At 70.8% G+C, this 21,897-nt stretch carries 21 protein-coding genes; 7 read left to right on the top strand and 14 right to left on the bottom strand.

Going from position 1 to position 21,897, the window contains the following annotated elements; all coding sequences use genetic code 11:
- Positions 1–424: 424 nt before the first annotated feature.
- A complete protein-coding gene (locus ABIA38_RS13770; RefSeq protein WP_424638870.1) occupies positions 425–1,648 on the bottom strand; it encodes an erythromycin esterase family protein in 1,224 nt (407 codons plus the stop codon).
- Positions 1,649–1,706: 58 nt separating this feature from the next.
- Here ABIA38_RS13770 and ABIA38_RS13765 point away from each other — a divergent pair, with 58 nt between their 5' ends.
- Positions 1,707–2,471 carry a TioE family transcriptional regulator gene (locus ABIA38_RS13765; RefSeq protein ID WP_424638869.1) on the top strand — a complete coding sequence of 255 codons (765 nt, stop codon included), beginning with the start codon at positions 1,707–1,709 and terminating at the stop codon, positions 2,469–2,471.
- A gap of 150 nt (positions 2,472–2,621) precedes the next feature.
- On the opposite strand, the gene ABIA38_RS13760 is transcribed toward ABIA38_RS13765, so the two are convergent.
- The 6 genes from ABIA38_RS13760 to ABIA38_RS13735 form a co-directional block, all read right to left on the bottom strand.
- The gene (locus tag ABIA38_RS13760) at positions 2,622–4,616 is read right to left on the bottom strand and encodes an ABC transporter ATP-binding protein (protein ID WP_424638868.1); all 1,995 of its coding nucleotides are present in this window, start codon (positions 4,614–4,616) and stop codon (positions 2,622–2,624) included.
- 366 nt (positions 4,617–4,982) lie between these two features.
- Complete coding sequence (locus tag ABIA38_RS13755) at positions 4,983–5,384, bottom strand: NUDIX hydrolase (RefSeq protein ID WP_424638867.1); 402 nt, start codon at positions 5,382–5,384, stop codon at positions 4,983–4,985.
- 218 nt (positions 5,385–5,602) lie between these two features.
- Positions 5,603–5,986: a hypothetical protein gene (locus tag ABIA38_RS13750; protein WP_424638866.1), complete on the bottom strand. Its 384-nt coding sequence runs from the start codon at positions 5,984–5,986 to the stop codon at positions 5,603–5,605.
- Between the two features lie 312 nt (positions 5,987–6,298).
- The gene (locus ABIA38_RS13745) at positions 6,299–6,748 is read right to left on the bottom strand and encodes a tail fiber domain-containing protein (protein WP_424638865.1); all 450 of its coding nucleotides are present in this window, start codon (positions 6,746–6,748) and stop codon (positions 6,299–6,301) included.
- A 2-nt stretch (positions 6,749–6,750) separates the two neighbouring features.
- Positions 6,751–7,290 (bottom strand): hypothetical protein, encoded by a 540-nt coding sequence (locus tag ABIA38_RS13740; RefSeq protein WP_424638864.1) that lies wholly within the window; start codon positions 7,288–7,290, stop codon positions 6,751–6,753.
- Positions 7,291–7,710: 420 nt separating this feature from the next.
- Complete coding sequence (locus ABIA38_RS13735) at positions 7,711–8,331, bottom strand: TetR/AcrR family transcriptional regulator (RefSeq protein WP_424638863.1); 621 nt, start codon at positions 8,329–8,331, stop codon at positions 7,711–7,713.
- Between the two features lie 167 nt (positions 8,332–8,498).
- On the opposite strand from ABIA38_RS13735, the gene ABIA38_RS13730 reads away from it, so the two are divergent.
- Entirely contained in the window at positions 8,499–9,683 is a 1,185-nt protein-coding gene (locus ABIA38_RS13730; protein ID WP_424638862.1) for an FAD-dependent oxidoreductase, read from the top strand.
- 672 nt (positions 9,684–10,355) lie between these two features.
- Positions 10,356–11,594, top strand: coding sequence for a threonine--tRNA ligase (thrS, locus tag ABIA38_RS13725; protein WP_424638861.1), 1,239 nt, complete (start codon positions 10,356–10,358; stop codon positions 11,592–11,594).
- 51 nt (positions 11,595–11,645) lie between these two features.
- On the opposite strand, the gene ABIA38_RS13720 is transcribed toward thrS, so the two are convergent.
- Positions 11,646–12,806, bottom strand: a complete 1,161-nt coding sequence (locus ABIA38_RS13720; RefSeq protein ID WP_424638860.1) for a serine hydrolase domain-containing protein — start codon at positions 12,804–12,806, stop codon at positions 11,646–11,648.
- Positions 12,807–13,061: 255 nt separating this feature from the next.
- Here ABIA38_RS13720 and ABIA38_RS13715 point away from each other — a divergent pair, with 255 nt between their 5' ends.
- From ABIA38_RS13715 to ABIA38_RS13700, 4 genes are all read left to right on the top strand, one after another.
- On the top strand, positions 13,062–13,529 hold the full coding sequence (locus ABIA38_RS13715) for a MarR family transcriptional regulator (RefSeq protein ID WP_424638859.1): 468 nt from the start codon (positions 13,062–13,064) through the stop codon (positions 13,527–13,529).
- Between the two features lie 252 nt (positions 13,530–13,781).
- Positions 13,782–14,207: a hypothetical protein gene (locus tag ABIA38_RS13710; protein WP_424638858.1), complete on the top strand. Its 426-nt coding sequence runs from the start codon at positions 13,782–13,784 to the stop codon at positions 14,205–14,207.
- Between the two features lie 220 nt (positions 14,208–14,427).
- Positions 14,428–15,288 (top strand): class I SAM-dependent methyltransferase, encoded by an 861-nt coding sequence (locus tag ABIA38_RS13705; RefSeq protein WP_424638857.1) that lies wholly within the window; start codon positions 14,428–14,430, stop codon positions 15,286–15,288.
- Positions 15,289–15,331: 43 nt separating this feature from the next.
- Entirely contained in the window at positions 15,332–16,099 is a 768-nt protein-coding gene (locus ABIA38_RS13700) for a phosphotransferase (RefSeq protein ID WP_424638856.1), read from the top strand.
- A 149-nt stretch (positions 16,100–16,248) separates the two neighbouring features.
- On the opposite strand, the gene ABIA38_RS13695 is transcribed toward ABIA38_RS13700, so the two are convergent.
- The 6 genes from ABIA38_RS13695 to ABIA38_RS13670 all read right to left on the bottom strand — a co-directional run bounded on the left by ABIA38_RS13695 (position 16,249) and on the right by ABIA38_RS13670 (position 21,858).
- Complete coding sequence (locus ABIA38_RS13695; RefSeq protein WP_424638855.1) at positions 16,249–17,229, bottom strand: phosphotransferase family protein; 981 nt, start codon at positions 17,227–17,229, stop codon at positions 16,249–16,251.
- 129 nt (positions 17,230–17,358) lie between these two features.
- On the bottom strand, positions 17,359–18,273 hold the full coding sequence (locus ABIA38_RS13690) for an ABC transporter permease (RefSeq protein WP_424638854.1): 915 nt from the start codon (positions 18,271–18,273) through the stop codon (positions 17,359–17,361).
- A gap of 6 nt (positions 18,274–18,279) precedes the next feature.
- On the bottom strand, positions 18,280–19,335 hold the full coding sequence (locus ABIA38_RS13685; RefSeq protein ID WP_424638853.1) for an ATP-binding cassette domain-containing protein: 1,056 nt from the start codon (positions 19,333–19,335) through the stop codon (positions 18,280–18,282).
- Positions 19,332–19,763, bottom strand: a complete 432-nt coding sequence (locus ABIA38_RS13680; protein ID WP_424638852.1) for a lasso peptide biosynthesis B2 protein — start codon at positions 19,761–19,763, stop codon at positions 19,332–19,334. Before ABIA38_RS13680 ends, ABIA38_RS13685 begins: the two co-directional genes overlap by 4 nt.
- Positions 19,760–20,023 (bottom strand): lasso peptide biosynthesis PqqD family chaperone, encoded by a 264-nt coding sequence (locus ABIA38_RS13675; protein WP_424638851.1) that lies wholly within the window; start codon positions 20,021–20,023, stop codon positions 19,760–19,762. Before ABIA38_RS13675 ends, ABIA38_RS13680 begins: the two co-directional genes overlap by 4 nt.
- Positions 20,020–21,858, bottom strand: coding sequence for an asparagine synthase-related protein (locus ABIA38_RS13670; protein ID WP_424638850.1), 1,839 nt, complete (start codon positions 21,856–21,858; stop codon positions 20,020–20,022). The genes ABIA38_RS13675 and ABIA38_RS13670 overlap by 4 nt, the downstream gene beginning before the upstream one ends.
- Positions 21,859–21,897: the final 39 nt, after the last annotated feature.

Here is a 21,897-nt window from a genome sequence, read left to right as displayed (position 1 = left end):
AACGTGCCGCGCGCCGGGGGCCCTTCGCCGGATTCGAAGGAGAGGAGGGGCGGCTACAACAGCTACAACAGCGTCGTCGACGGAAGACACACCGCGCCGGCCAGTCGGCCCAGATCCACGGTGCGTCGCATCGTCAGCCAGCGTCCTTCATTCACGCACTCAGAATGACGGCCCCGAACGAGGCACGTCAACATGACCCAGGTCACACAAAGGACTGAAGGTACGGATGACCGTACCTTTCCGCAGCCGGCCCCCGCCGGCCGGCAACGGGCCTTCGGGAAGCCGGGGTTGCCCCGGCTGGGCCCCGAACCCGGCGACCCCGAGGGCGAGCCGACGCCGGGTCGACTGCGGTCGCCTCGGGGGCGACGGGCCGGGCCGGGTCGGGGCGGGTCGGGGTGGGTCGCGTCGGCGAGGCTGGCGCGCGTCAGCTCCGGCCTTGCCGGACGTCCTTGACGAACACGATGCCGTCGGTGTCCGCCAGGTGGGCCGGGTCGAGCGCGGAGTAGCCGAACCAGGGGGATATCCGGGGCGCGGGCCGCGTGCCGCCCAGGGCGGCGGCCAGGCGGGAGGCGTCGACGACGCAGCGGTCCTGCGGGAGTGCGTACAAGAGGCCCTCGATGGTGTCCGCCGGCGGGGTGTCCACGCCTCGGTGCCGAATCGTGCCGAGGGCCGTGGCCAGGAAGGCGTACTCCGCACCCAGACGGGCGCTCACCATCGCACCGGCGCTCCACCACTCGAGGAGCGGATGGTCCCACATGCTCATCGTGCTCTTCTCCCGCTGGAGATGGGAGTTGTGGGCGTAGACGAATGCCGGGCCCCGTTCGGCGAGGGCGAGGAGGTTGTCGGCCATCATCCGATCGCGCAGACTCAACAACCGGGTCATGCGGCTCGGCGACGTGTCGGCCATCGCGGCGTGGTAGCGCAGCAGGCCGGTGGCGGTACGCCCGTACAGGCGCGCCCGCTCCCAGTCCTCGCGCGACGTCGCCGCGATCAGCTGCGGCGTCCGTACCTCGAGCAGCGTCACCAAGTCGTCAGCGAGCAACCGCAGTTCCCCGACCTCGGACGACGCCCCCACGGATCGGGCCGGGTCCGTCATCGCGGCGGGATCGGTCCACCGCTCGTCGGCGCCCAGCAGGCGGTCGAGCGTTTCGGCGGTGCAGGGGAGCAGGTCCGAATCCACCCGGGCCGGGGCCGCGAGGTAGTGGTGGAGGGCGATCAGCGCCTGCCGGGGGCTCGCCGCGCCGGTGATCTCCAGCGGACCGTCCACACCGGCGAAGCGGACCTGCTCGGCGGCGGGTCGGCCGTCGTTGTAGGCGCGCATCCGGCGCACGAGTTCACGATTGCCCGCAAGGTTGCCCCAGTCGTGGCTGAACCCGCGCTCCAGCACCTCGTCCTCGCCGAGGGCGGCCGAAGCCGAGGTGACGTAGTCGTCCACGAGCAGGCCCATCATGCAGTCGCTCTCGATCGCGATCGTCCGGTAGCCCTCCTGCTCGACCAGTTGCCGGAAGAGGTCGTTGCGCAGGTCGAGCAGCGTGTCCTCGCGGTGGGTGGGCTCGCCCACGGCGAGCAGGCACGGCCGGGCCGGGAGCAGCCTCATGACGGCGGCGGCCTCGACGCCGTGGGCGTTGTCCTTGATGTCGGTAGCCATGCCTTCAACGGTATCTTTGAACCCACGGTGGAAACTCGGCCGCGTTATCGTCGGCTCCATGGGGCAAAACCTTCAATCCACCGATGATCGGCGGCTCAGGCCGATCGATCTGGCGCGGCGGCACGGTCTGTCCACCCAGGCGGTCCGGAACTACGAGGAGGCCGGCATCCTTCCGGCCGCCGAGCGCACACCGCACGGCTACCGCGCCTACACCGCGCTGCACGCATGCGCGCTGGGCACGTTCCTCGCCCTGGTGCCCGGACACGGCCACCGCGCGGCGACGTCGATCATGCAGGCGGTACACCGGGACGAGGTCGACGAGGCGTTGCGTCTCGTCGACGAGGGCCACGCCCAACTGCTCGACGACCGGCGCACCCTCGAGGCCGTGGAGAAGGCGCTGCGCGACCTGGCGCCGGGCACGACGTCCGAACCCGATGCGGCGGTGTCCGGCGCCGACGGCACGTTCATCGGCCCGCTGGCCGGGAGGCTCGGCATTCGGCCGGCGACGCTGCGCAAGTGGGAGCGCGCCGGGCTGGTGCGCCCGCGCCGCGACCCGGTGACCGCGTACCGCGTCTACGCCGAGGCCGACGTACGGGACGCCCGGCTGGCCCACCAACTCCGGCGTGGCGGCTACCCGTTGGCGCAGATCGCCCCGCTGATCGCGCAGGTCCGCGCGGCCGGCGGAGCGGAGCCGCTGGAGGCCGCCCTGTCCGACTGGCGCGCCCGACTGTCCGCCCGGGGGCGGGCAATGCTGACCGGGGCCGCCGAGCTGGCGGCGTACCTCAGCGAACGCGAAGGGCACCTCGGCCGCGGCGGGGTGTAGCGATCCGCCGGGCCGGCTGCGTCGCGCACCGTCGTCGTCGGGCGGACCACGGACAGCGCGGTGGACCCCCGGCGATCAGTGCGGTGGAGCCCCCGGCGATCAGTCCCGCCGGAGCAACGCCATGGCCATCTGCCGGGCCGACCCGCCCGGCTACCCCGGCCGTTCGTCCCGATACTGATCCGCCTGGATCGTGTACATCTGCGCGTACAGCCCGTCCACCGCCATGAGTTCCTCGTGCGTCCCGGACTCCGCGACCCGGCCGTGGTCGAGGACGTGGATGTGGTCGGCGAGCCGTACCGAGGCCAGCCGGTGGGTGATCAGGATGACGGTGACACCCTCTCGGACCAGGTCCCGCATCCGCGTGAACGCCTCGTGTTCGGCGCGTGCGTCCAGCGCGGCCGTGGGTTCGTCGAAGACGACCACGGCGGCGTTCCGGTAGCGGGCACGGGCGAGCGCGAGGCGTTGCCACTGGCCGCCGGAGAGTTCGACGCCGCCGTCGTAGGTCCGGTCCAGGAGCGTGTCCCAGCCTCGGGGCAGTTCGTCGGTGACCTTGTGGGTCTGGGCGTAGTCCGCGGCCTGCGCGAACAGCGCGGCGTCGGGGGCGACTTCGGGATCGGGACGGCCCATGACCACGTTGGCCCGGGCGGTCAGATCCCATCTGGCGAAGTCCTGCTGGACCAGTCCCATGTGCTCGAACCATGTGGTGCGGTCGGCTTCGCGGATGTCGACACCGTCCCACAGGACGTGTCCGTCGGTGGGCAGGTACAGGCCGGCGAGGATCTTGGCGAGGGTGGATTTACCCGAGCCGTTCTCCCCTGCCAGGGCGATCACCTTGCCCCGGGGCAGGGTGAGGGTGACATCGTCGAGGGCGGGTTTGTCGCGGCCGGGATAGGTGAACGACACGTTCCGCACCTCGATGGTGGTCGGCGGCCCGAGGCGGGTGCCGGTGTCGGGGATGGCGTGGGCCTCGGCGATGGCGCAGACCTGTCGCAGGTCGTTGAGCCACAGGGCCTGGGCGTAGAGGTTGTTGATCGCGCGGACCAGGGCGCCCAGGTTGGACGTGCCGGTCCGGATCGCCAGCACCGCGGTGCCGGAAGTGGCCAGGCTGGTATGGCCGTTGAGGACAAGCCAGGCGAGCGTCGCGTAGGTCAGGCCCGACGCGATGCCGGACAGCGCGGAGCTGAGCAGGTCGGTGGTGGCGTCGGCGTGCGCGAGGCGGGTCTGTTCGGACTCGGAGGAGCGGGCCATCACCCGGTAGTGGTGGAGCAGGTAGGCACCGGCGCCGTGCACGCGGATCTCCTGGCCGGTGCCGTGGTGCGACAGGGAGAAGGCGATCTCGGTCTGCTGCCGGCCGTGGTTGGTCCAGGCCAGGACGGAACGGTAGCGACGGCGGGCGGAATGTACGGTCCCCCACCCCTGCGGCACGATGATCAGTACGAGCAGCGGCAGCAGGAGCGGATGCAGAACGGCCAGCACCGTACCCACCGCGATCAACGACACGAGCGCGTTCACGACCTGGACGCCGTAGGTGATCATCAGCCGGCTGGCGTTGGTCCCGTAGCGGGCCGTCGCCATCAGCTTCTTGAACTCGGGATCCTCGATCTTGGCCAGCTCGACCCGGATGACCCGCTCCAGGAGTTCGACCTCGGCGGAACGTTCGACCTTGGGCTCCAGGCGCCCGGTCGCGGCCGTCGACGCGGCCCGCAACAACGCCCCGACACAACCCAGGATCGCGACCGTCAACAACCCCGGCGCGGCCGACCGAACCCGGTCGGGGGTGGGACCGGCGGCGAACAACTCCAACAGGATCTGATTCGTCGCCAACAACCCGAACGCGGCCGCGAGCCCCTGACCGATCTCGGCGACGACCACCACGACCAGCGCGCCCGGATCGGCCCGCCATCCCAGCCGCAGGGAACGCCCCACCAGTCCCGGCAACCGCCGCAACGTCCCCAGAAACGTCAACTCGGTGCGCTCGCCCCGCCGTTGATGTCCGGCCCAGGCCGGCGTGAGTTGGCCGCCGAACAACGTGGTCGTGGTGGCGTTCCCATCCGCACGAATCGCCTCCTGCGCGGCCCGCCGCCGCGCAGCCCGAGTCCGCCGAACCGGCCGAACCGGAGGCGGGTCCGACACATCGTGCCTCATGAGCATCCCCCTCGATCGTGGACACGCCCGCCCCGAACCGGACGCACGCGAACCGACCATGCTGCACCGCGCCCACCACCACGGGGGAGAGCGCACAAGGGGCGTGCACAAGCGCACAACCGAGACGGAACCAGCCGACCGTTCCGGAACACCGGCCCGTACACGACGCGTTGCCGCCGGGAGTTCGTACCGAGAACCAGCGCGTACCTCGACGAGGGCCTCCCCCGAGTCGCCGGGCACGCGGGTCTGCGGGCGTGGCGCGATCACCGACCGCCGGCGCCGCCGACCCGGCCACGGCGGACCCGGCCGCCCCCTACGCCACGCCGTGACTCCGCCCCAGGGATACCGGGAACCCCTGGCTGCCGCTCAAATCAACAGGCCCGATGTCTTGAGGTCGTCGAAGATCGCCTGGTCGACCAGGGAGACTCGGGCTCGGTCGGCGTAGGACAGCCAGACGACTTCCTCGATCTCACTACTGGCGGCCAGGGTGCCGTGGTAGTCACCGGTGTAGCAGCTCATCCGCACCGTGACGCCGTCGCTGTGACCGTGGGCCTGTGCTTCGTACGTGCCCAGGAGGTTCACGGTCGCCGGCAGGATGGCGACGGTCAACTCCTCTTCGATCTCCCGCAGCAAGGTCTGGAGGTCGGTTTCGTTGTTCTCGCGCTTCCCGCCGGGGATGTAGTAGACGTCCTTCCCCCGCGAACGCGTGCTGAGAATCCGGCCGTTCTCCACCCGCACCCAGGCCACCTTGTCGATCAAGCCCCTCATCGCGCTGCCCCATCCCTCGGGAATCGATCATGGGACCCTATCGGAGCGACCAGAGGCGTTGCTGCGTCCGGGCACAACGATGGAGCTCCGGACGGGACAACGGTCCTGATCGGCCGCCGCCGTACCGGAGCTCCCGTGTCGGGCAGAGTCGAACAGCGGACCCCGAAGGACACTTGTCGTCGAGGATCAGCCGTTGCCCGTTCGAGCCTGTCTCGGGACTAGCATCGAGGGATGTTGGGGTTCCGATTGACGCTGTTCGCGTTGTTGTCGGCGTATCCGGCGAACACCCAACCGGGCTCGTACACATATGTCGAATCGCCCGGGTACCAGACGTAGGTGACGCGGTACCAGGTGTCGCCCCAGTCGCCGATGCTCTCGCCGACCTGCCAGCAGTCGACCCAGAGCTCGGAGGCCGGGGGCGCATCCGGCACGCCGGTCTTGCTCGAGGTGTTGGGGCCGTTGTAGACACCGACCCAGTTGCTCGTGGTCGTTCGGACCCAGGCCGAGGCAGAGGCGCTGCCCGCCCCCGTCATCACCGCACCGGCGCTGATTGCCAAGGCCGCCACGATCGTTCCGGCGCGACGTCCCACCTTGATCCTCATAGGTTGCTCCTCGGTGTCTGGCGCGAGTAGTACGTTCGCCGGCGCGACGGCACCCACCGCTCCGGATGGCGCCTCATGGCCCGGCCGTCGGCCGAACCTGCCTAGGAATCGGAGACCGGAACGTCCAGGACACCCGCTTCCGACGGCCCCCGTGCCCGGTGGGGGGCACCCCGGCGGAAGCGGGTGCCCAGAGGGCTACGGACGGGCATCCTCGACCCGTCCCGGCACCGTGCCCGAGTCCCAGATTGGCAGGCCGGCCGGCGCGCGTATTGTACGAATGCGTCACCGCGAGGGCCGGTGTTCGGCGGCTACCTACGGCGCTGCCTCGGGCGTTGTCACGCCCACGCGCCCAGCCTCTCGCTCGCGCAGTCGAGCGACTTCGGCCGTGAGTTCCGCCACGCGGCGGTGCAGGGCCTGGATGCACACCAGGGTGACGCCGAGGCCGTCAACGACGGGGATCCTGGTGTCGTCCGGGTTGAAGCCGAAGGCGGTGTGCCAGTCCTGGGCCATCGGGCCGAGGTGGCGTACCTCCTCTGGTTCCCAGAGGTAGCGCCAGGTGCCGATGGGCAGCGCCGCCACCGTGTCGAGGATCGTGTATCCGTTGACCGCGCCGACCGGTGCCGCGGCGCCGCTCTCCCGCGCCTCGACCTCGAACTTGACCTCGAACTTGACCTCGGCCTCGGCCTCGGCCTCGGCCTCGGCCGAACGAGGGTCCGGGGCACCGGGATCGGCCGCCCGGGACCACCGGCGGAGGATCCGCATCCCTACCGGCTCCAGTCGACCGGGACCACGTCCAGTTTGAGGGCGCGGTCGCTGCAAATGGAGCACGGGTTCATCGGGACACCGGGGCCCTGGTCGGTGCCGACGGTGATCGCCCCGTGCGCCCCGACCGGGGCGTGCACCCCGTCGCCCACCAGCGCGGCCTCGTACCCGCCCAGCAACTCCTGGAGGGTGCCCGGCCCGAAGTCCTCCGGAGCGGAGATCGCGGCGTAGCCGGTGTCGTCCGTGTAGGCCATGCCGAGGGTCCGGCCGCCCATGGTCGCGAACACGACCTTGGCGCCCTTGATCGGCTCACCCGTCACCGCGTCCGACGCCATCGCGGCGATGTTCTCCAACTGCATCTGCGTGACGTTCAAGGTCGCCTGACTGGCCGTCAGCCGGGTCGGCTTCAACCCGGGGCACTCCGCCCCGCTGCACGCCCCACCCGGCGCGGCGGTCGCCGACGCGACGGCACCGCCGCTCACTCCCACCGCGGCCAACGCCGCCGCCATCATCACGACGGTCTTACGACCCAAAGAGGCCATGCCCACTCCAAAGAATCGAACGGAACGAACCGCCCACACCAGGTCCGAACAGCGCACGGCGCACGATGCACAGCACTACACACAGCGCGCGGCGACTGGGACGAACGGGACGGGCGTGCAACAGGCAACGAATGCCGCCCACTTCCCCATGGGCGACACAAAAGAGCGTATGGCCACCCATCCGGCCCAACCGACCACAGATGGTGAGTTCCCCCGATCTGATGAACCGTCGGCTGGACGGCGCCGAATGGTAAGTAGACGGCGAATCAGTCGAATTCGCGGAATCCCGCCACGCCGACTGCCGTCGTGATCTCCGCACGACATCGCACGTCACCGCAACAACCAAGCCTCATAGGCAAGTTGCCCATGCCCGAACCGTCACATCCACGCCGAACAGGCAACATCCGGTTGGCACCCGCCTCATGCCCTGCCAACCGGCCCCGCCAAGCCGTGCAGGAGCAACCCCGTGAGCGCGTCGACGATTTCCTCGTCGCCGACCGCCGGGCCGTCGTCCCCGGCCGTGATGACCGCGAAGCCCAGCATCGACATCATCGCGCCCATCGCCGCCGCGAGGATCGCCGGATCACCGGGGAGCCGATGGCCCCGCTCCCGCAGCCAGTCCAGATGGTCGCGCAGCACACTCGTCTCCTCGGCCAGGCTCGTCCAGGCGCGCCCCTCGGCGGGCGGCCCGGCCAGGATCGTCTGCATCAGGGCCACGACCACGGGCAGGTGATCCCGGGTAACCCGCCAGGTGATGGCGAGGTGGTCGCGGAGCTGCTCGCGGTCGGTCAAATCGTGCTCGGCCGGATGGCCGGCCGCGCCGATCTCGTCGTCCGCCTGTGCGTCCATGTCCTGCATCAGGGCCTGGAGCAGCGCGTCCTTGTCCGCGAAGTGGGCGTAGAAGGAGCCGGTGGCGCGGCCGGCCTCGCGGGTGATGTCGGTGATCTTCGTGTCGAGATACCCGCGCTCGGCGAACAGCCGCCGGGCCGCGTCCTTGAGCGCGACTTTGGTCTCGGCGGCCTTCTCCTGGCGTACGCCCATCGCGTGGATCTCCTTCTCGGGCTTGACGTGTGGCCTACTCGCTCATCATAGTGAATCTCAGTTCGATGAATTATTATTCAATGAACTTGGATTCAATCGAGGTTCGACACCACACCCACCAACCCCCCCACCGGCCCCCATCAACCCCAACCAACCAAGGAGTACTCATGAACGTCATCGTCATCGGCGGCGGAGTGGCCGGCGCCGCAACCGCGATTGCTCTGCGACGCATCGGCGTGCAGGTCACCGTGTACGAGGCGTACGCCGAACCGGCAGGCTCGGTCGGCTCGTTCCTCAGCCTGGCCACCAACGGCCTCCGGGTCCTGCGCTCCCTCGGCGTACTGGAACAGGTCCAGCGGGCCGGGGTCGACATGCCCACCCAGCGCATGTGGTCCGGCTCGGCCAAGCTGCTGGGCGAGGTCCCGAGGGGCCGATCCGCCAGCGACCCACTACACAGTGTCACCTTGATGCGCGGCACCCTGGTCGAGATCCTGCGCGCGAACGCCCTCGCCGCGGGCGCCGACATCGTCGTCGGGGAGCGCCTGGTGGACGCGGCGCCCACGGAGACGGGCGTACGGGCGATCTTCGCGAGCGGCCACACCGCACACGCCGCGCTGCTCGTCGGCGCGGACGGCATCCGCTCGACCACCCGCACCCTGCTCGACCCGAACGCGCCCGTCCCCGAATACGCCGGCCTGTACAGCATCTCCGGCGTTGCCGACGGCCTCGACATCGAGCCGGGCGTCTTCAACATGACCTACGCCCGCAACGGCGCCTTCTTCCACCTCCCCGCCCCCGACGGCAGGATCTGGTGGGCGGCCCAGGTGGCCACCCCCATCCCGCCGGACCCGACCGCCGGCACCGACCGGGAGCGCCTGGCCCGCCTGGCCCACCTCTTCCGCCCCGAACGGCTACCGTCCGCGATCCTGGGCGCGGCCACCGAACTGCACCACCCGACCCTGATGCACCGACTCGCCCCCATCCCGATCCGGCACAACGACCGCATGGCGCTGCTGGGCGACGCGGCACACCCGGTCGGCGCGGGCCAGGGCGCGTCGATGGCCCTGGAGGATGCCGTGGTCCTGGCCCGCGCCCTGGCCGACGAGCCGTCGGTGCCGGCCGCCCTCGCCACTTACGACGCCGCCCGCGCGGCCCGCATCGCCAAGATGCTCAAGGCCGCTTCGGCCAACCGCGACGCCAAAACCGCCGGCCCACTCGCCCGCCGCATCCGCGACCTGATGATGCCTTGGGGAAGCCGCCACTTCCATGCCCGGGCCACGGACTGGCTGTACACCCACGACTGCGGCGAACTGCCGAGCAGCCCGAACCAACCGGCCCACCAAGGGAGTTGACCGACACCGGTGACGTCCGAATGGCCAACCAACCCACCCCGAGCCGGAACGTCGCGGACATGCGCAGCCGGTCGACCCGGGCCACCGGGTCGGATCCGTCCGACCGCAGCCGGCCGGCGAGACATCGTCGCAGCGACAGGCACGAGGCAACTCCTGAGCGTCGGGATCGGCGATGCCCCATCTGGGCGACCGCACACCACCACCGCAGCGTCCCCCAACCAGCGCGACACCCAGACGCCCGACCACCACGCCCCGGGCCCGACGTCCGCTCACTCCCCCATCCGGCCCCGCCGCCCTGGCCGCCGACTCGCTGCTGCGCAGCAACGGCCGCACGTAACGGGGAAGTTCACCCCTCCCCCTGCGCCGGCAACGCGCACGTACACAGGCCCGGATCACCCTTCGCCGCACGCGCCAGGTGCCGACGGCCGCATCCGGCATCAACCTGCCCGCCGACGCGCGCCGCCTCGGCTCGGGCACAACACGCCGACGAGAAAATGACCGTGTGGGCATCGCAGCAGGCTGCTACCGTCTCCGCCATGAAGCGCGCTGCCATGACGACGACGCCGGAGAGTGTCCCGGCGCGCTGACAGATGTCTTTGTCCGAAGCCCCGGGGCGAGTGCCCCGGGGCTTCGCCTTGCGGTCACCCGCCCGACCACCGCGAGGAGACCGCCATGCACGACCACCGCAGACTCGGCCGCGAACTGGACCTGTTCGACACCGACCCGCTGATCGGCGCGGGCCTGCCGTACTGGCTGCCCGACGGCGCGACCGTACGACACACCCTGGAGGAATACATCCGCGCCGCCGAAGTGCGGGCGGGATACCGGCACGTGTACTCACCGGTGCTCGGCAAGCGGGAGCTGTACGAGATCTCGGGACACTGGGCGCACTACCGCGACGACATGTTCCCCCCGATGGACCTCGGCGGCGAGCAGGTCGTCCTGCGGCCGAGCCTGTGCCCACATCACGCGCTGATCTACCGTTCCCGCCCGCACAGTTACCGCGAGTTGCCCCTGCGGATGGCCGAGCTGGGCGGCATGTACCGCGCCGAACTCTCCGGTGTGCTCGGCGGGTTGACCCGGGTACGGGCCATCCAGCTCAACGACGCGCACATCTTCTGCACCCCGGACCAGGTCGCCGACGAGGCCCGGGCGGCACTGGAGATGATCCACCGGGCGTACGCGGCGCTCGGCATCACCGCGACCCGATACCGGCTCTCCCTCCCGGGCCCCGGTGGCAAGTACGTCGCCGCGCCCGAGAAGTGGCGACGGTCCACCGCCCTGCTGACCGACGTCCTCGACCGCTCCGGCCTGCGCTACGAGGCGGCCGAGGGTGAGGCCGCGTTCTACGGCCCCAAGATCGACGTCCAGGTCACCGACGGCGCCGGCCGGGAATCCACCCTGTCCACCGTCCAGATCGACTTCCACCAGCCCGAACGCTTCGACCTCCACCACATCGGCCCGGACGGCGCCAAACACCGCCCGGTCATGATCCACCGCAGCATCATCGGCAGCGTGGAACGAGCCGTCGCACACCTCATCGAACAACACGGCGGCGCCTTCCCCGCCTGGCTCGCCTCCACCCAACTGGCGATCCTGCCGATCTCCGACACCGAACTGCCCAACGCCGAAACACTCGCCCGGCGATGCACCGACCTCGGACTGCGTGCCGAGATCACCGGCCCCGAACGCGGCAGCCTGGGCGCCCGCATCCGCCAGGCACGCCTGATTCCCTACCAAGCCGTCATCGGCGCCAGGGAAGCCGCCGACGATCGGATGGCACTACGTCTGCGCGACGGCCGCCGACTCGACCCGCAGCCGGTCGGCGACCTCCTTGCCCGCATCAAGGCCGTCATCGACGCCCACAGCACCGAGCTGTGGGTCGACGCGGCCACCCAAAAGACACCGTGATCAGCGCCTGCCACCGCCCTGGACGCGGACGGCTGGGGATGGCTCCGGTGTTCAGGTACCGCTCCGGCCGCAGAACGTCGCCTGCAGTAGATCGGTGAAGATGCCGATGGGGTCGTGCCAACCGCCGTCGCACCAGTCGCCGTTGACGTTGATGGTGACCATCTGTGCGCCGTCGCGAGTGCCGTAGGCGTAGGACCACGATCCGAAGAGCGCACCTCCCATGCCCCAGACCGTCTCCCCGCAGGGCAGCCTGACCGAGGAAACGCCGAGGCCGTAGGCGGTGTTGGCGATCCAGTCGCGGGTGGGCACGGTGGTGAACATGTCGCGTTGTCGGTCCGGTGGCAGTAGCCGACCTCCCAGCAGCGCACCGAAGAACCGGTTGAGGTCACCGGCGGTGGAGATCATGCCGCCGGCTGCCCAGAACATGGACGAATCGAGCTCGGTCGCGTCGTGGATCGGCGCGCCGGGGTCGGTTCGAAACAACTTCGTGTAGTGCCGGGAGTGTGGCCCGTCGATCGTCGGGTCGACGCCGTGCGGCAGGTAGGTACCGGTCAGGCCGAGGGGGCTGGAGATCCGCCGCGTGATCTCCGCTGCGAGCGCGCGGCCGGTGACCCGTTCGATGATCATGCCCGCGAGGACGTAGTTGGTGTTGGAGTACGCCCAACCCGAACCCGACGGGAAGGTGAGCGGATGGGATATGGCGATCCGCACCAGTGATTCCGGGGAGTGTGTCTCGTAGCGGTGCAGCGCTTCCCGGTCGTCGGTGTAGTTGAAGATCCCGCTGGTGTGATTGAGCAACATCCTGATGCTCACCCCCGCGCCGTCGTGGTGGTGGCCGTCGAGCACGCCGGGCAGCCATTGTTCGGCGGTGTCGTCCAGGCTCAGCCTGCCTTCGGCCGCCAGTTGCAGTACGACGGTGGCCACGAACGTCTTGCTGATGCTGCCGATCCGGAACCGGTCCTGCTGCGCACGCTCGTCGCCGGTTCCGGTGTCCGCGACTCCCGCAGTCGCGAACCACTGTCGCTCGCCGTCGCGAACCTCGACAAGAATCCCGGGAAGGCCGCCTTGGGTCACGGCCTGCTCGAGTACGCGCCGGATCGCCGCACAGCCCTCGGCCGCCGGGGTCGGCGCGAACTCGGATACCGCGTCCGAGACTTCGGGTGGTTCTGCACCTGGTCGACCACTGTCCGGACAAGCGGTGTGTCGGCTCACGTGGTTCTCCCTGTCGCGTGCAACCCGTGGCCGGCCGCCCGGCCCATCGCCACAGCGTAGTTTCATTGGCCCGCCGGCTGTCCCCACGGGCGTGGGGCCGGGCGCGGCCGGCGATCCGGCAGCCCGGCCACGGCGATCGGGCCGACGAGGCGAACCACGCGGCGCCCGCCGGGACAAGATCGTATTGACCTAAACCCGACTTGAGGTTCTACGGTGTTTCCCGCCGGTAACCACTCCACTCCGAGGGGACATCACATGACCACCGAGCACACCTCCGACGCCGAACTCGCCGGACAGCCGGCCGCGTACCTGACCGGCGTGGCCAACGAGTCGCTGATCTCGTTCACCCGGGCCCGACAGGCCGAACTGGGCTTCACGCAGCCTCAGTACTGGCTGCTGCGCAACCTGTCGAAGAACGACATCTCGCCGGATGGCCACGGCATGACCGTCCCCGAACTCCAGCAGGCCATGAGCTCCTACATCCGGCCCGGGGACGACCTGGCGGCCGAGGCGGAGGTCCTCTTGGCGCGCGGCCGGCTCACCCGCGACGCCGACGGACGGTGGTGGATCACCGAGGCGGGGGAAGCGGCCCGGGTCGACCTCAAGCAGCACGCCCCGGCCATCCGGGCCCGCATCCACGAGGGCATCGACGACGCCGACTACGTCACCGCGGTGAAGGTACTCCACCGGCTGATCCACAACACCGGCGGCACCCTGGTGTAGTCCCCGACCGGCGGGAGTCGTGCGACCTGCGACGCTGGTCGATCGCCAGTCGTGCTCCGGTCGTGCTCTGGTGGTCCGCTGGTAGTGCTCTGGTAGTGCGGACGTACGTGCCGGAAGTCCGGACGCAGACCGTCCGACGCAAGAATTCCCACCCCCCGAGCGGCAATCGGGCCGATCCCGCAGCCGTATTCCAGTGGGTCCCGAAGACCCCGATACCGAATGCCCGCACGGCTCCGACCGGAAGGACCTCCCATGAAGCAGAACCACAACCACAACCAAAACCACAAACGCATCGACCACATCCTCGGCGCCGTCCGCGCCGGCGAGTTGCTCAACGCGTGGATCGACGCGCTGATGGCCGACGATCACCTGAGCCGGGCAGCAGCCACCCGGGTAGCCTGCGAGCGTCTCACCGCCGGCTCGCCCTGGCTGATCGCCGCCCCCGGGCAAACCTGGCGACTGCGCGACGAGTTCGAGCCCGCCGTCGGCTTCGCGCCGCGCCTGGCCCGCGTCGTCGCCTTCCGCCGCGCCCAAGGCGCGCACCCCCGCGACGGCACCGCCGCCGTCCTGATCGCCGACGCCGAGCACGCCCCGGAAGACCCGATCGGCTGGATCGACATCGACGACTTCGCCACCTGCTACACCATCGAGGCGTGGCCCGAGCCCGAACCGTCATAGGCCCGCTCAGCCCGCCGCGGCGGTCGAGTGACGCACGATCAGGCGCACCAGCGGCCGCAACAACGCCGGCCGGCGCGCCGGATCGTCCGGGCGCTCCGGCAACATCCGGGCGGCCTCCGCGCCCAAGTCGTGGGTTGGACCTGGCCCCCGGAGCGCTGTGTCCCACCGCGTTTCCCACCACGCCGGTGTGACGCCCCGACGGCCTGGCTAGGCTGAACGCATGACTGATCCGGCGGGACGGGTCGAGCCGTCCGGGGTGTGGGCCACAGCCGTGGGCGTGGCCCGGGTGAGGGCGATGGAGACGGCACGCAAGGATCCGCTGTTCCGGGACCCACTGGCGCCGGCCTTCGCCACGGCCGGCGGGATCGGCCCCGACGCGCCGCTGCCCCCGCTCGCGGACGAGGCGGCGCGGCGCCGCCGACTCGGTGTGGCCTTCTCGATCGTCATCCGGACGAAGTTCCTGGACGACCTGCTGGACCGGGCAGTCGCGGCCGGCATCCGGCAGGTCGTGCTGCTCGGCGCCGGGATGGACAGCAGGGCCTTCCGGATGAACTGGCCTGCGGGGACCCGGCTGTTCGAGGTCGACACGGCCGAGCCGCTGGGCTTCAAGGCCTCGGTGCTGCGTCAGGAGCGGGCCGTTCCGCGCTGCGAGCGAATCACCGTCCCGGTCGACCTGCGCGAGGACTGGCCCGGCGCCCTGGCCGCGGCCGGGCACGATCCGGCGCAGCCGACGGTGTGGATCGCCGAGGGACTGCTGATCTATCTGCCCGAGGACGCGGTGCAGTTCCTGCTCGAACGGGTCGGCGCACTGTCCGCTGCAGGCAGCAGGATGGGCCTGACACTGGGCCCGCGCGGTGTGGTCGAACGCTTCCGCGCGGACGCCGCTCCGGGATCGGCAGCGTCGATGTGGGTCTCGGAGATGCCCGAGGACCCGGTCGGCTGGCTGGCCGGCCTCGGCTGGCAGGCGGAAACCTTCACCCTGCGCGAGCGCGCCGAGGCCTACGGACGCCCGGTACCCACCCCGTCGCAACAGGACGAGGGCCCCGGCGGACTGGTCTCGGCGGTACGCACGGCGCACTGAGCACGACGAGGGCCGGCCCCGATCCTCGGAAAGCGAGTCATGAATGACCGAATGGCAGGAATTCCGCGGCGGCGTCAACGTCGTGCGCCGCCACGGCAACGTGGTCCACCGGCCGGCCTCCCCGGCGACTCCGGCGATCCACCGGCTGCTGCAGCACCTCCACGACCAGGGTTTCCACGGCGCACCAGAACCACGAGGCTTCGACCCCGACGGCAACGAGGTGCTCACCTTCCTCGACGGCGAGGTGCACAACGCACTCACCTCGGAACTGCGTACGCCCGAACTCCTCGCCTCTGCGGCCACACTGCTGCGGCGTTTCCACGACGCCACCGTCACGTTCCGGCCGCATCCCGACGACCTCTGGCTGTTCCCGGTCCGGCAGCCGACGGAGGTCATGTGCCACGGCGACGCCGCCCAGTACAACTGCGTGGTGAAGGACGGCGCGGCAGTGGGGTTCATCGATTTCGACACGGCACACCCCGGACCACGCGTCTGGGACATCGCCTACGCCGTCTACCGGTTCGCACCGCTACAGGGGCCGGACAACCCCGAGAGCTTCGGCACACCACAGGAACAGGGACGCCGAGTCGCCGCCTTCTGCCGGGCCTACGGACCGGGCGTGGGCGCCGAGGTCGTCGACGCCGTCCCCGACCGACTGCAGGCCCTCGTCGACTTCATGCGCGACCAGGCCGCGCAGGGCAACGAGGCATTCCGGCAACACATCTCGGAAGGCCACACCGACCTGTACGAGGCGGACATCCGCCATGTACGCGCCCACCGCGACACCCTGCGCGCCGCCTTCGAATTGTGAAGCGGCACATACATTCCACCGGAACGACGAATAGGCCGGGCCCGCGACCGCCGAGAAGCCACCCGGAGACCGCCGACCGCCGTCCCCGGATGGGCGAACAACAGTCGGCGGAGCGGTGGTTCGGCTACCCATTACCCCATTACCGCGGGCTACCCGAGCGAGATCAGCGCCAACGCCTGGGTGAGGTTCCACTCGGCGATCTCTGCCATGAACGCCCGATCGGGGAAGTCCCCGTCGAGCAACCGCAGTGGGCCCGCCGTCAGGGACAGTCGTTGGGCGAGCATGTACAACGCCAGTCGGTCGTCGTCGAGATCGGGCACCGCCAGCCGTGCATAGTCCTCGTGCAGGCGGATGCGCAGGTGCACGTGCTCCCACTCGACGTCGAAGTACATCAGGTCCTCGATGTCGATCAGCACCGGGTTGCCGGCTCGGTCCACCAGCACGTGGCCCAGACCCAACTCGCCATGCACGACCGAGAATTCGGTCCTCGGTCGGACCGCCGCGGCCAGCTCGCGCAGCCGCTCGTCCAGCCGGTCGCGAGCGCCCGCGATCCGTGGGTCACGGGAAGCCGCCTCGGCGAGGCAGCGCAGCGCGAAGTCGAGGACGGCCCCCTCGCACGACGTCCCGTGCGAGCTGTCGCCTCCGTCGACCAGGGCCACCTTGCCGTAGGCCGGCGCCCGGTATCCGCGCATCGCGGCCAGAGCCTCGGCAAGGCCGGCCATCGTCGGCTCCGCCGCGCGCGGATCGCGCTCGAACAGTTGCTCCAGGTTCTCGCCTGGGAAGTCCTCCACGATCGCCAAGTCGGCCCGGTAGTGGGTGCGATCACGGTCGACCAGGTAAACCTCGGGCACCCGCAGGCCCAACGCGGCCAACCGGGCATGCGCGGCCTCGAACAGGTCGAGCCCGACCCCGGGCGAGAACGGGTCGGCGACATCGTCGTCCCCCTCTGCCGTCGGCCAGTAGTTCTCCGACTCCTCCCACAGATACACGATCGCCGACGTCGTCGCATCGTCCATCGTCAGCCGGTACACGCCCTTCCTGGTGCCACCGGCCAGCCGCTCCACCCCCACCAGCCGCCGACCACCGCCCAGCGCGGCCCGTACCGCACCCGCCAACTGATCCTTCGTCACATTCCTGGGTGCCACGTCCGCGACCCACCCCTCCGTTGGACAACCGGGGCACCCTACGCGAACCGGCGCGCACCGCCGAACGATTTGCCGCCGAAATCAAACAACCCCCAAGGAGCCCACGGGCGTTCGCTACTCGGTACGCGAGAACCGGCGCGTCGCCACGGCCAAGGCCGCCAGCGCCGCCACCGCCAGGAACGACACCTCGAGCAACACCGGCGGCGCCCACCCCCACCACTGCGGCCCCGTGGCCGCGCCGCCCGGGGTTGCCACACCTCCCGGCAGCGTGCGGCGCAGCGCATCGACGCCGTACGTCAGCGGGTTGGCCAGGACCGCGCCGCCCAGCCAGCCGGGAAGCCCACGCGCCGGGAACATCGCGCCGGACAGGAACAGCAGCGGCATCATGAACATCCCGACCACGACCTGGAACGTCTCGATCCGCCGAATGCACACCGCCGCCAGCACCCCGAGCGCCGTGAACGCGAACGAGATCAGTGCCAACTCGAGGAGCACCAGCAGCAGTTCCGGACGATAGGGCACCCCGGCCGCGCCCGCGACGGCGAGTACGAGCGCGCCATAGCCCGCACCGGTCGCGGCTCCCCCGAGGCAGATCCCGGTCAGCAACACCCCGCGCCGCACCGGCGCGACCAGCATCTGCCGCAGGAATCCGGCCTGTCGGTCCCACACGATGGTGACCCCGACGGCGATCGCGGGCGCCTGAACGGCCATGATCAGCACGCCCGGGAAGAGATACGCGCGGTAGTCGCTCAGGCCGTCGGCCGATCCGCCGCCGCCGATCAGGGAGTTGAGCCCGGTGCCCAGGATGAGCAGGAACATCAGCGGGGTGACCAGCCCCATCGCCAGCCGGACCCGGTTGCGGGTGAAGCGGATCATCTCGCGCTGCCACAACACCCGCACGGTACGCAGATCCCGCGCGACGCGGCCGAATCGGGCCGAGGCGTCGGGCGGCGGATGCACGCCGTCGACCCGCACGAGGCGGGAGAGCGGCGGCTGTGCGGCCGACAATTCGATCTCGGTGGGGGCCATTCGGCTCTACCTCCTCGGTCCGAGGCCGGGCGGCGGCGTCGGACCACCGTCGGCCTCGCGTATGGTGCGGCCCGTGTAGTGCAGGAAGACGTCGTCCAACGAGGGCGGCGTCACCCGCACCGAGCGCACCGGGACGCCGAGTTCGGCACACAGGCGCGGTACGAACGCCGCCCCGTCGGCCACCTTCAGCCGCAGGCCCCGCTCGTGCGTCTGCACCGCCAGACCGAACCGCTCCCGTACCGCCCGCGCGGCCCGCGCATCGTCGCCGGTGTGCAGCGTGACCAGATCGGCGCCGACAACCGCCTTGAGTCCGGCCGGAGTTCCCTCCGCCACCAGTTCACCGGCGTCGATGATGGCCATCAGGTCGCAGTGCTCCGCCTCCTCGAGGTGATGCGTCGTCAGGAAGACGGTGATCCCCTGCTCGCGGCGCAGCCGGTGCAGGTGTTCCCACACCGCCGCGCGCGTCTGCGGATCAAGCCCGGTGGTGGGCTCGTCCAGGAACAGCACACGCGGCGCGTGCAGGAGACCCCGGGCGATCTCCAGGCGGCGCCGCATGCCGCCGGACAACGTGCGCACCGGCGAGTCCCGGCGTTGCGCCAGGTCCACCAGTTCCAGGAGCTCCGGGATCAGCACCCGCGAGCGCCGTCGCGGCACCCCGAACAGATCGGCCTGAAAGCGCATGTTCTCCTCGGCGGTGAGATCCACGTCGAGCGTGGACTCCTGGAAGATCAACCCGATCCGGCGCCGTACCTCGTCCGGTTGGGTGCCTACGTCGCACCCCGCGACCCGGGCCCGGCCCAGTGTGGGCCGTACCAGGGTGCACAACATGCCGATGGTGGTGCTCTTGCCCGCGCCGTTGGGGCCCACGAAGCCGAAGATCCGGCCCTCCGGGACGTCCAGGTCCAGACCCACCACGGCTTCGGTGTCGCCGTAGAGCTTGCCGAGCCCCTCGGCGCAAATGGCGCTCTCGGGCGCGGCAGGCACGGCGGACACCGCAGGCACACCGGGCACCGCGGGCAGGCCAGGCACGCCGGGCACGCCGAGCACGCAGGAGATACTCATGACGACTCCTCGGTGGTTGTGCGCCGCACGCTCAACACGGTGTGGAACAGCGCCATGTCACCGGCCTCCCCCACCGGCGTCCCCTCCGCCGCAACCCACGCGTGCGCCCGAAACGGCTGCGTGCGAAAGCCCGTACACCAATCCGGCACCGCTCCGCGCAACCGGCACAACAACACCGTGGCCACGGACCGCTGCAGGCAGCCCTGCCCGGCGCAGCGGGCGCTGACCGATACGACGGCCCGCCGCGCGGCCGACGCCTCGGCCACGGTGGCGGGGCGGGCGCCCAGGCCGACCACCCGCAACACCCGGCGCAGCCGCCGTGGTGGGAGCAGGGCCAACGGCCGGGCGACCGCGACCGCACAGCGCGCCGTGACGTGCCGATGCCAGGTCAGCGGCACCGATTCCTCCGCGGTGACCGGCATCGTCATGACGCCACCACCAGACGGGCCTCGCACAACGCCCGCAACAGTTCCCGTACATCGTGATGCGCCCGCGACGCGGCGGCCGGGGCCGGCTCCGCCAGCCGCGCGGCCACCTCCTCCGCGGAGTGACCGGCCATCAGCAGGCGCAAGGCACCCGCGCCGGTGCGGTTCAACTGCCAGTATCGGCCTCGGCGTTGGTCGAGCAGCACCAGCCCGTCCGGGACATCCGTCGCGGTGACGTCGGGTGCCAGGGTGATCGTGGTCATCGGAATCCTCCCATCCGGGCCGCGACTTGCGGCTCCGACGTCTCGACGGAACGCAACCAGCGCTCGCAGGCCAGGGTGTTCTCGAAGGGAGCCAGCGACGCGGTGTCCGGGCTCGGCCGCAGCAGGGCGACCCGCAATGCCCGTGCGTCGACCAGCCCGAGCCCGGCCAACCGCAGGTCGTCGCACAGGTCCAGGAGCAGGCGCCGGTTGTGCTCCACGCCCGCGTGGAACTCGGCGCTGAAGTCGCCTTTGCTGCGCCGGGCCAGGAGTTCGTCCGGGACGAGTCCGCGCAGCGCGGTGGTGAGCACCGGCTTGAACCCGCCCGGCACCATCCGATCCTCCAGCCGCACCGACAGGGCCGCCTCGACGACCCGGTCGTCCAGATAGGGTGCGGCCGGCTCGATCCCGAACCGCCCCAGGACCGCGCCCATTTCGCGAATCGCGGCCCCGCCGTGCAGGACGCCCTCGACGATCTGGTGTTGCACCCGTTCGGGATCCAGCGGTTCCGGGGTGTCCGCCGCCGCCTCGATGATCAGGCGGCGTACGGTCGCGACCGTACTCGGCGAGGCCCAGGACGGCAGCCGCGGCTCGGGTGCCCAGCCCATGAACACCTGCGCCGGCGACGGTGTGGCGGCCGTGATCCGCGGTGCCCCGGCGCGCAGCGCGTCGGCGAACGAGTCGTTGTCGACCAGCCCACGAACGGTGGGCAACAACTGCCAACGGTTCAGCGCCCGACAGCGAAGTACGGCCGGCAGCCCCCGGATCGGCCGCCTGCGGACGAGGGCCCGAAGGTATGTCGGCGTGGCGGAGAACAGTTCGTCGCCGCCGACACCCATCAGATGCACACCCGCGCCTCGTGCGGCCGAGTCCCGCGCGACATACTCCATCCGCGCCAGGTTCCGACTCCACGGCAGCGGCCCCGACGTGTCCTCGCCCGTGGTCGGGTCACCCTCGTCCAGCCATCCCGGCCCGTCGTCCGGCCCGCTGTAGCGGTGTTCCGCGCCCGGCAACAACGCCGCGGCCCGTTCGGCCCAGATCGTGTCGTCGTTCGCCGCGTCCAACGGCCGCCAATGATGGGTGAGCAGCCGGCCCCCATCCGCCGCCGCGGCGGCGACGAAGCACAACCCGGTGGAGTCCAATCCACCCGACAGATCGGCGCTGACCGTTCGACCCCCGGCCGCCCGGACGCCCACCGCATCCGCGATCGCGGCCCGCACGGCCCCCGCCGCCTCCCGCAGCGGAACCTCCGCCGCCGGCGCCCGCCACCAGGGCACCACGCGCCGCTCGCCTGCGGTGTCGAGCTCCAACCAGCATCCGGCGTCGAGCTGCTCCACGCCCGACCAAATGTTGCGCGTACATAGCGGCCAGGGCGCGCCCGGCACCAACAACCGCAGCGCCAGGGCCGCTTCGTCCAGCCCCGCGCCGACCAACCCGGCCGGGCGCCCCGGCGTATCGGCCGCCACGGTCACCCCGGCGACGCGAGCGTAAAAGATCTGCCGGGTGCCGGCCACCGCCCCCTGGGCCCGCACCCGCCCGTCGATCGAGGCCAGCAGATGCACGCTGCCCGGCAGGCTCCGAGCCAACGTGTCCAGATCCCGCACCGACCGCGCCCGCCCCAGCGCCCGGGCAACGGTGCCGGGATCGAACCGAGTACGCCCGAACAACACCAACCGCCGCGCCCCCGCCACGACCACGGCGATCTCGTCGTCCGACCAGTCCCCCACCAACCACGGCCGCCCCGACCCGTGCGCGATGCACCGCAACGGCACTTCCCCGGCGCCGGCGACGGCGATCGAGTCGGACACCGAGGTGTCCGGAAGAATCAGAAATCCCATGACCCTCTCCCAGGTCCGGTGATGCGGGGGCGCCCCTGG

Origin of the sequence: Embleya sp. AB8 (genome assembly GCF_049739465.1) — a bacterium.
Lineage (GTDB): Bacteria > Actinomycetota > Actinomycetes > Streptomycetales > Streptomycetaceae > Embleya.
This window is presented reverse-complemented; position numbering and strand designations above follow the sequence as displayed.

What these genes read in the sequence shown, in the direction of transcription:
- ABIA38_RS13770 (WP_424638870.1), bottom strand. Translation starts at nt 1,648, where the DNA reads ATGGCTACCGACATCAAGGACAACGCCCACGGCGTCGAGGCCGCCGCC.
- ABIA38_RS13765 (WP_424638869.1), top strand. Translation starts at nt 1,707, where the DNA reads ATGGGGCAAAACCTTCAATCCACCGATGATCGGCGGCTCAGGCCGATC.
- ABIA38_RS13760 (WP_424638868.1), bottom strand. Translation starts at nt 4,616, where the DNA reads ATGAGGCACGATGTGTCGGACCCGCCTCCGGTTCGGCCGGTTCGGCGG.
- ABIA38_RS13755 (WP_424638867.1), bottom strand. Translation starts at nt 5,384, where the DNA reads ATGAGGGGCTTGATCGACAAGGTGGCCTGGGTGCGGGTGGAGAACGGC.
- ABIA38_RS13750 (WP_424638866.1), bottom strand. Translation starts at nt 5,986, where the DNA reads ATGAGGATCAAGGTGGGACGTCGCGCCGGAACGATCGTGGCGGCCTTG.
- ABIA38_RS13745 (WP_424638865.1), bottom strand. Translation starts at nt 6,748, where the DNA reads ATGCGGATCCTCCGCCGGTGGTCCCGGGCGGCCGATCCCGGTGCCCCG.
- ABIA38_RS13740 (WP_424638864.1), bottom strand. Translation starts at nt 7,290, where the DNA reads ATGGCCTCTTTGGGTCGTAAGACCGTCGTGATGATGGCGGCGGCGTTG.
- ABIA38_RS13735 (WP_424638863.1), bottom strand. Translation starts at nt 8,331, where the DNA reads ATGGGCGTACGCCAGGAGAAGGCCGCCGAGACCAAAGTCGCGCTCAAG.
- ABIA38_RS13730 (WP_424638862.1), top strand. Translation starts at nt 8,499, where the DNA reads ATGAACGTCATCGTCATCGGCGGCGGAGTGGCCGGCGCCGCAACCGCG.
- thrS (WP_424638861.1), top strand. Translation starts at nt 10,356, where the DNA reads ATGCACGACCACCGCAGACTCGGCCGCGAACTGGACCTGTTCGACACC.
- ABIA38_RS13715 (WP_424638859.1), top strand. Translation starts at nt 13,062, where the DNA reads ATGACCACCGAGCACACCTCCGACGCCGAACTCGCCGGACAGCCGGCC.
- ABIA38_RS13710 (WP_424638858.1), top strand. Translation starts at nt 13,782, where the DNA reads ATGAAGCAGAACCACAACCACAACCAAAACCACAAACGCATCGACCAC.
- ABIA38_RS13705 (WP_424638857.1), top strand. Translation starts at nt 14,428, where the DNA reads ATGACTGATCCGGCGGGACGGGTCGAGCCGTCCGGGGTGTGGGCCACA.
- ABIA38_RS13700 (WP_424638856.1), top strand. Translation starts at nt 15,332, where the DNA reads ATGACCGAATGGCAGGAATTCCGCGGCGGCGTCAACGTCGTGCGCCGC.
- ABIA38_RS13690 (WP_424638854.1), bottom strand. Translation starts at nt 18,273, where the DNA reads ATGGCCCCCACCGAGATCGAATTGTCGGCCGCACAGCCGCCGCTCTCC.
- ABIA38_RS13685 (WP_424638853.1), bottom strand. Translation starts at nt 19,335, where the DNA reads ATGAGTATCTCCTGCGTGCTCGGCGTGCCCGGCGTGCCTGGCCTGCCC.
- ABIA38_RS13680 (WP_424638852.1), bottom strand. Translation starts at nt 19,763, where the DNA reads ATGACGATGCCGGTCACCGCGGAGGAATCGGTGCCGCTGACCTGGCAT.
- ABIA38_RS13675 (WP_424638851.1), bottom strand. Translation starts at nt 20,023, where the DNA reads ATGACCACGATCACCCTGGCACCCGACGTCACCGCGACGGATGTCCCG.
- ABIA38_RS13670 (WP_424638850.1), bottom strand. Translation starts at nt 21,858, where the DNA reads ATGGGATTTCTGATTCTTCCGGACACCTCGGTGTCCGACTCGATCGCC.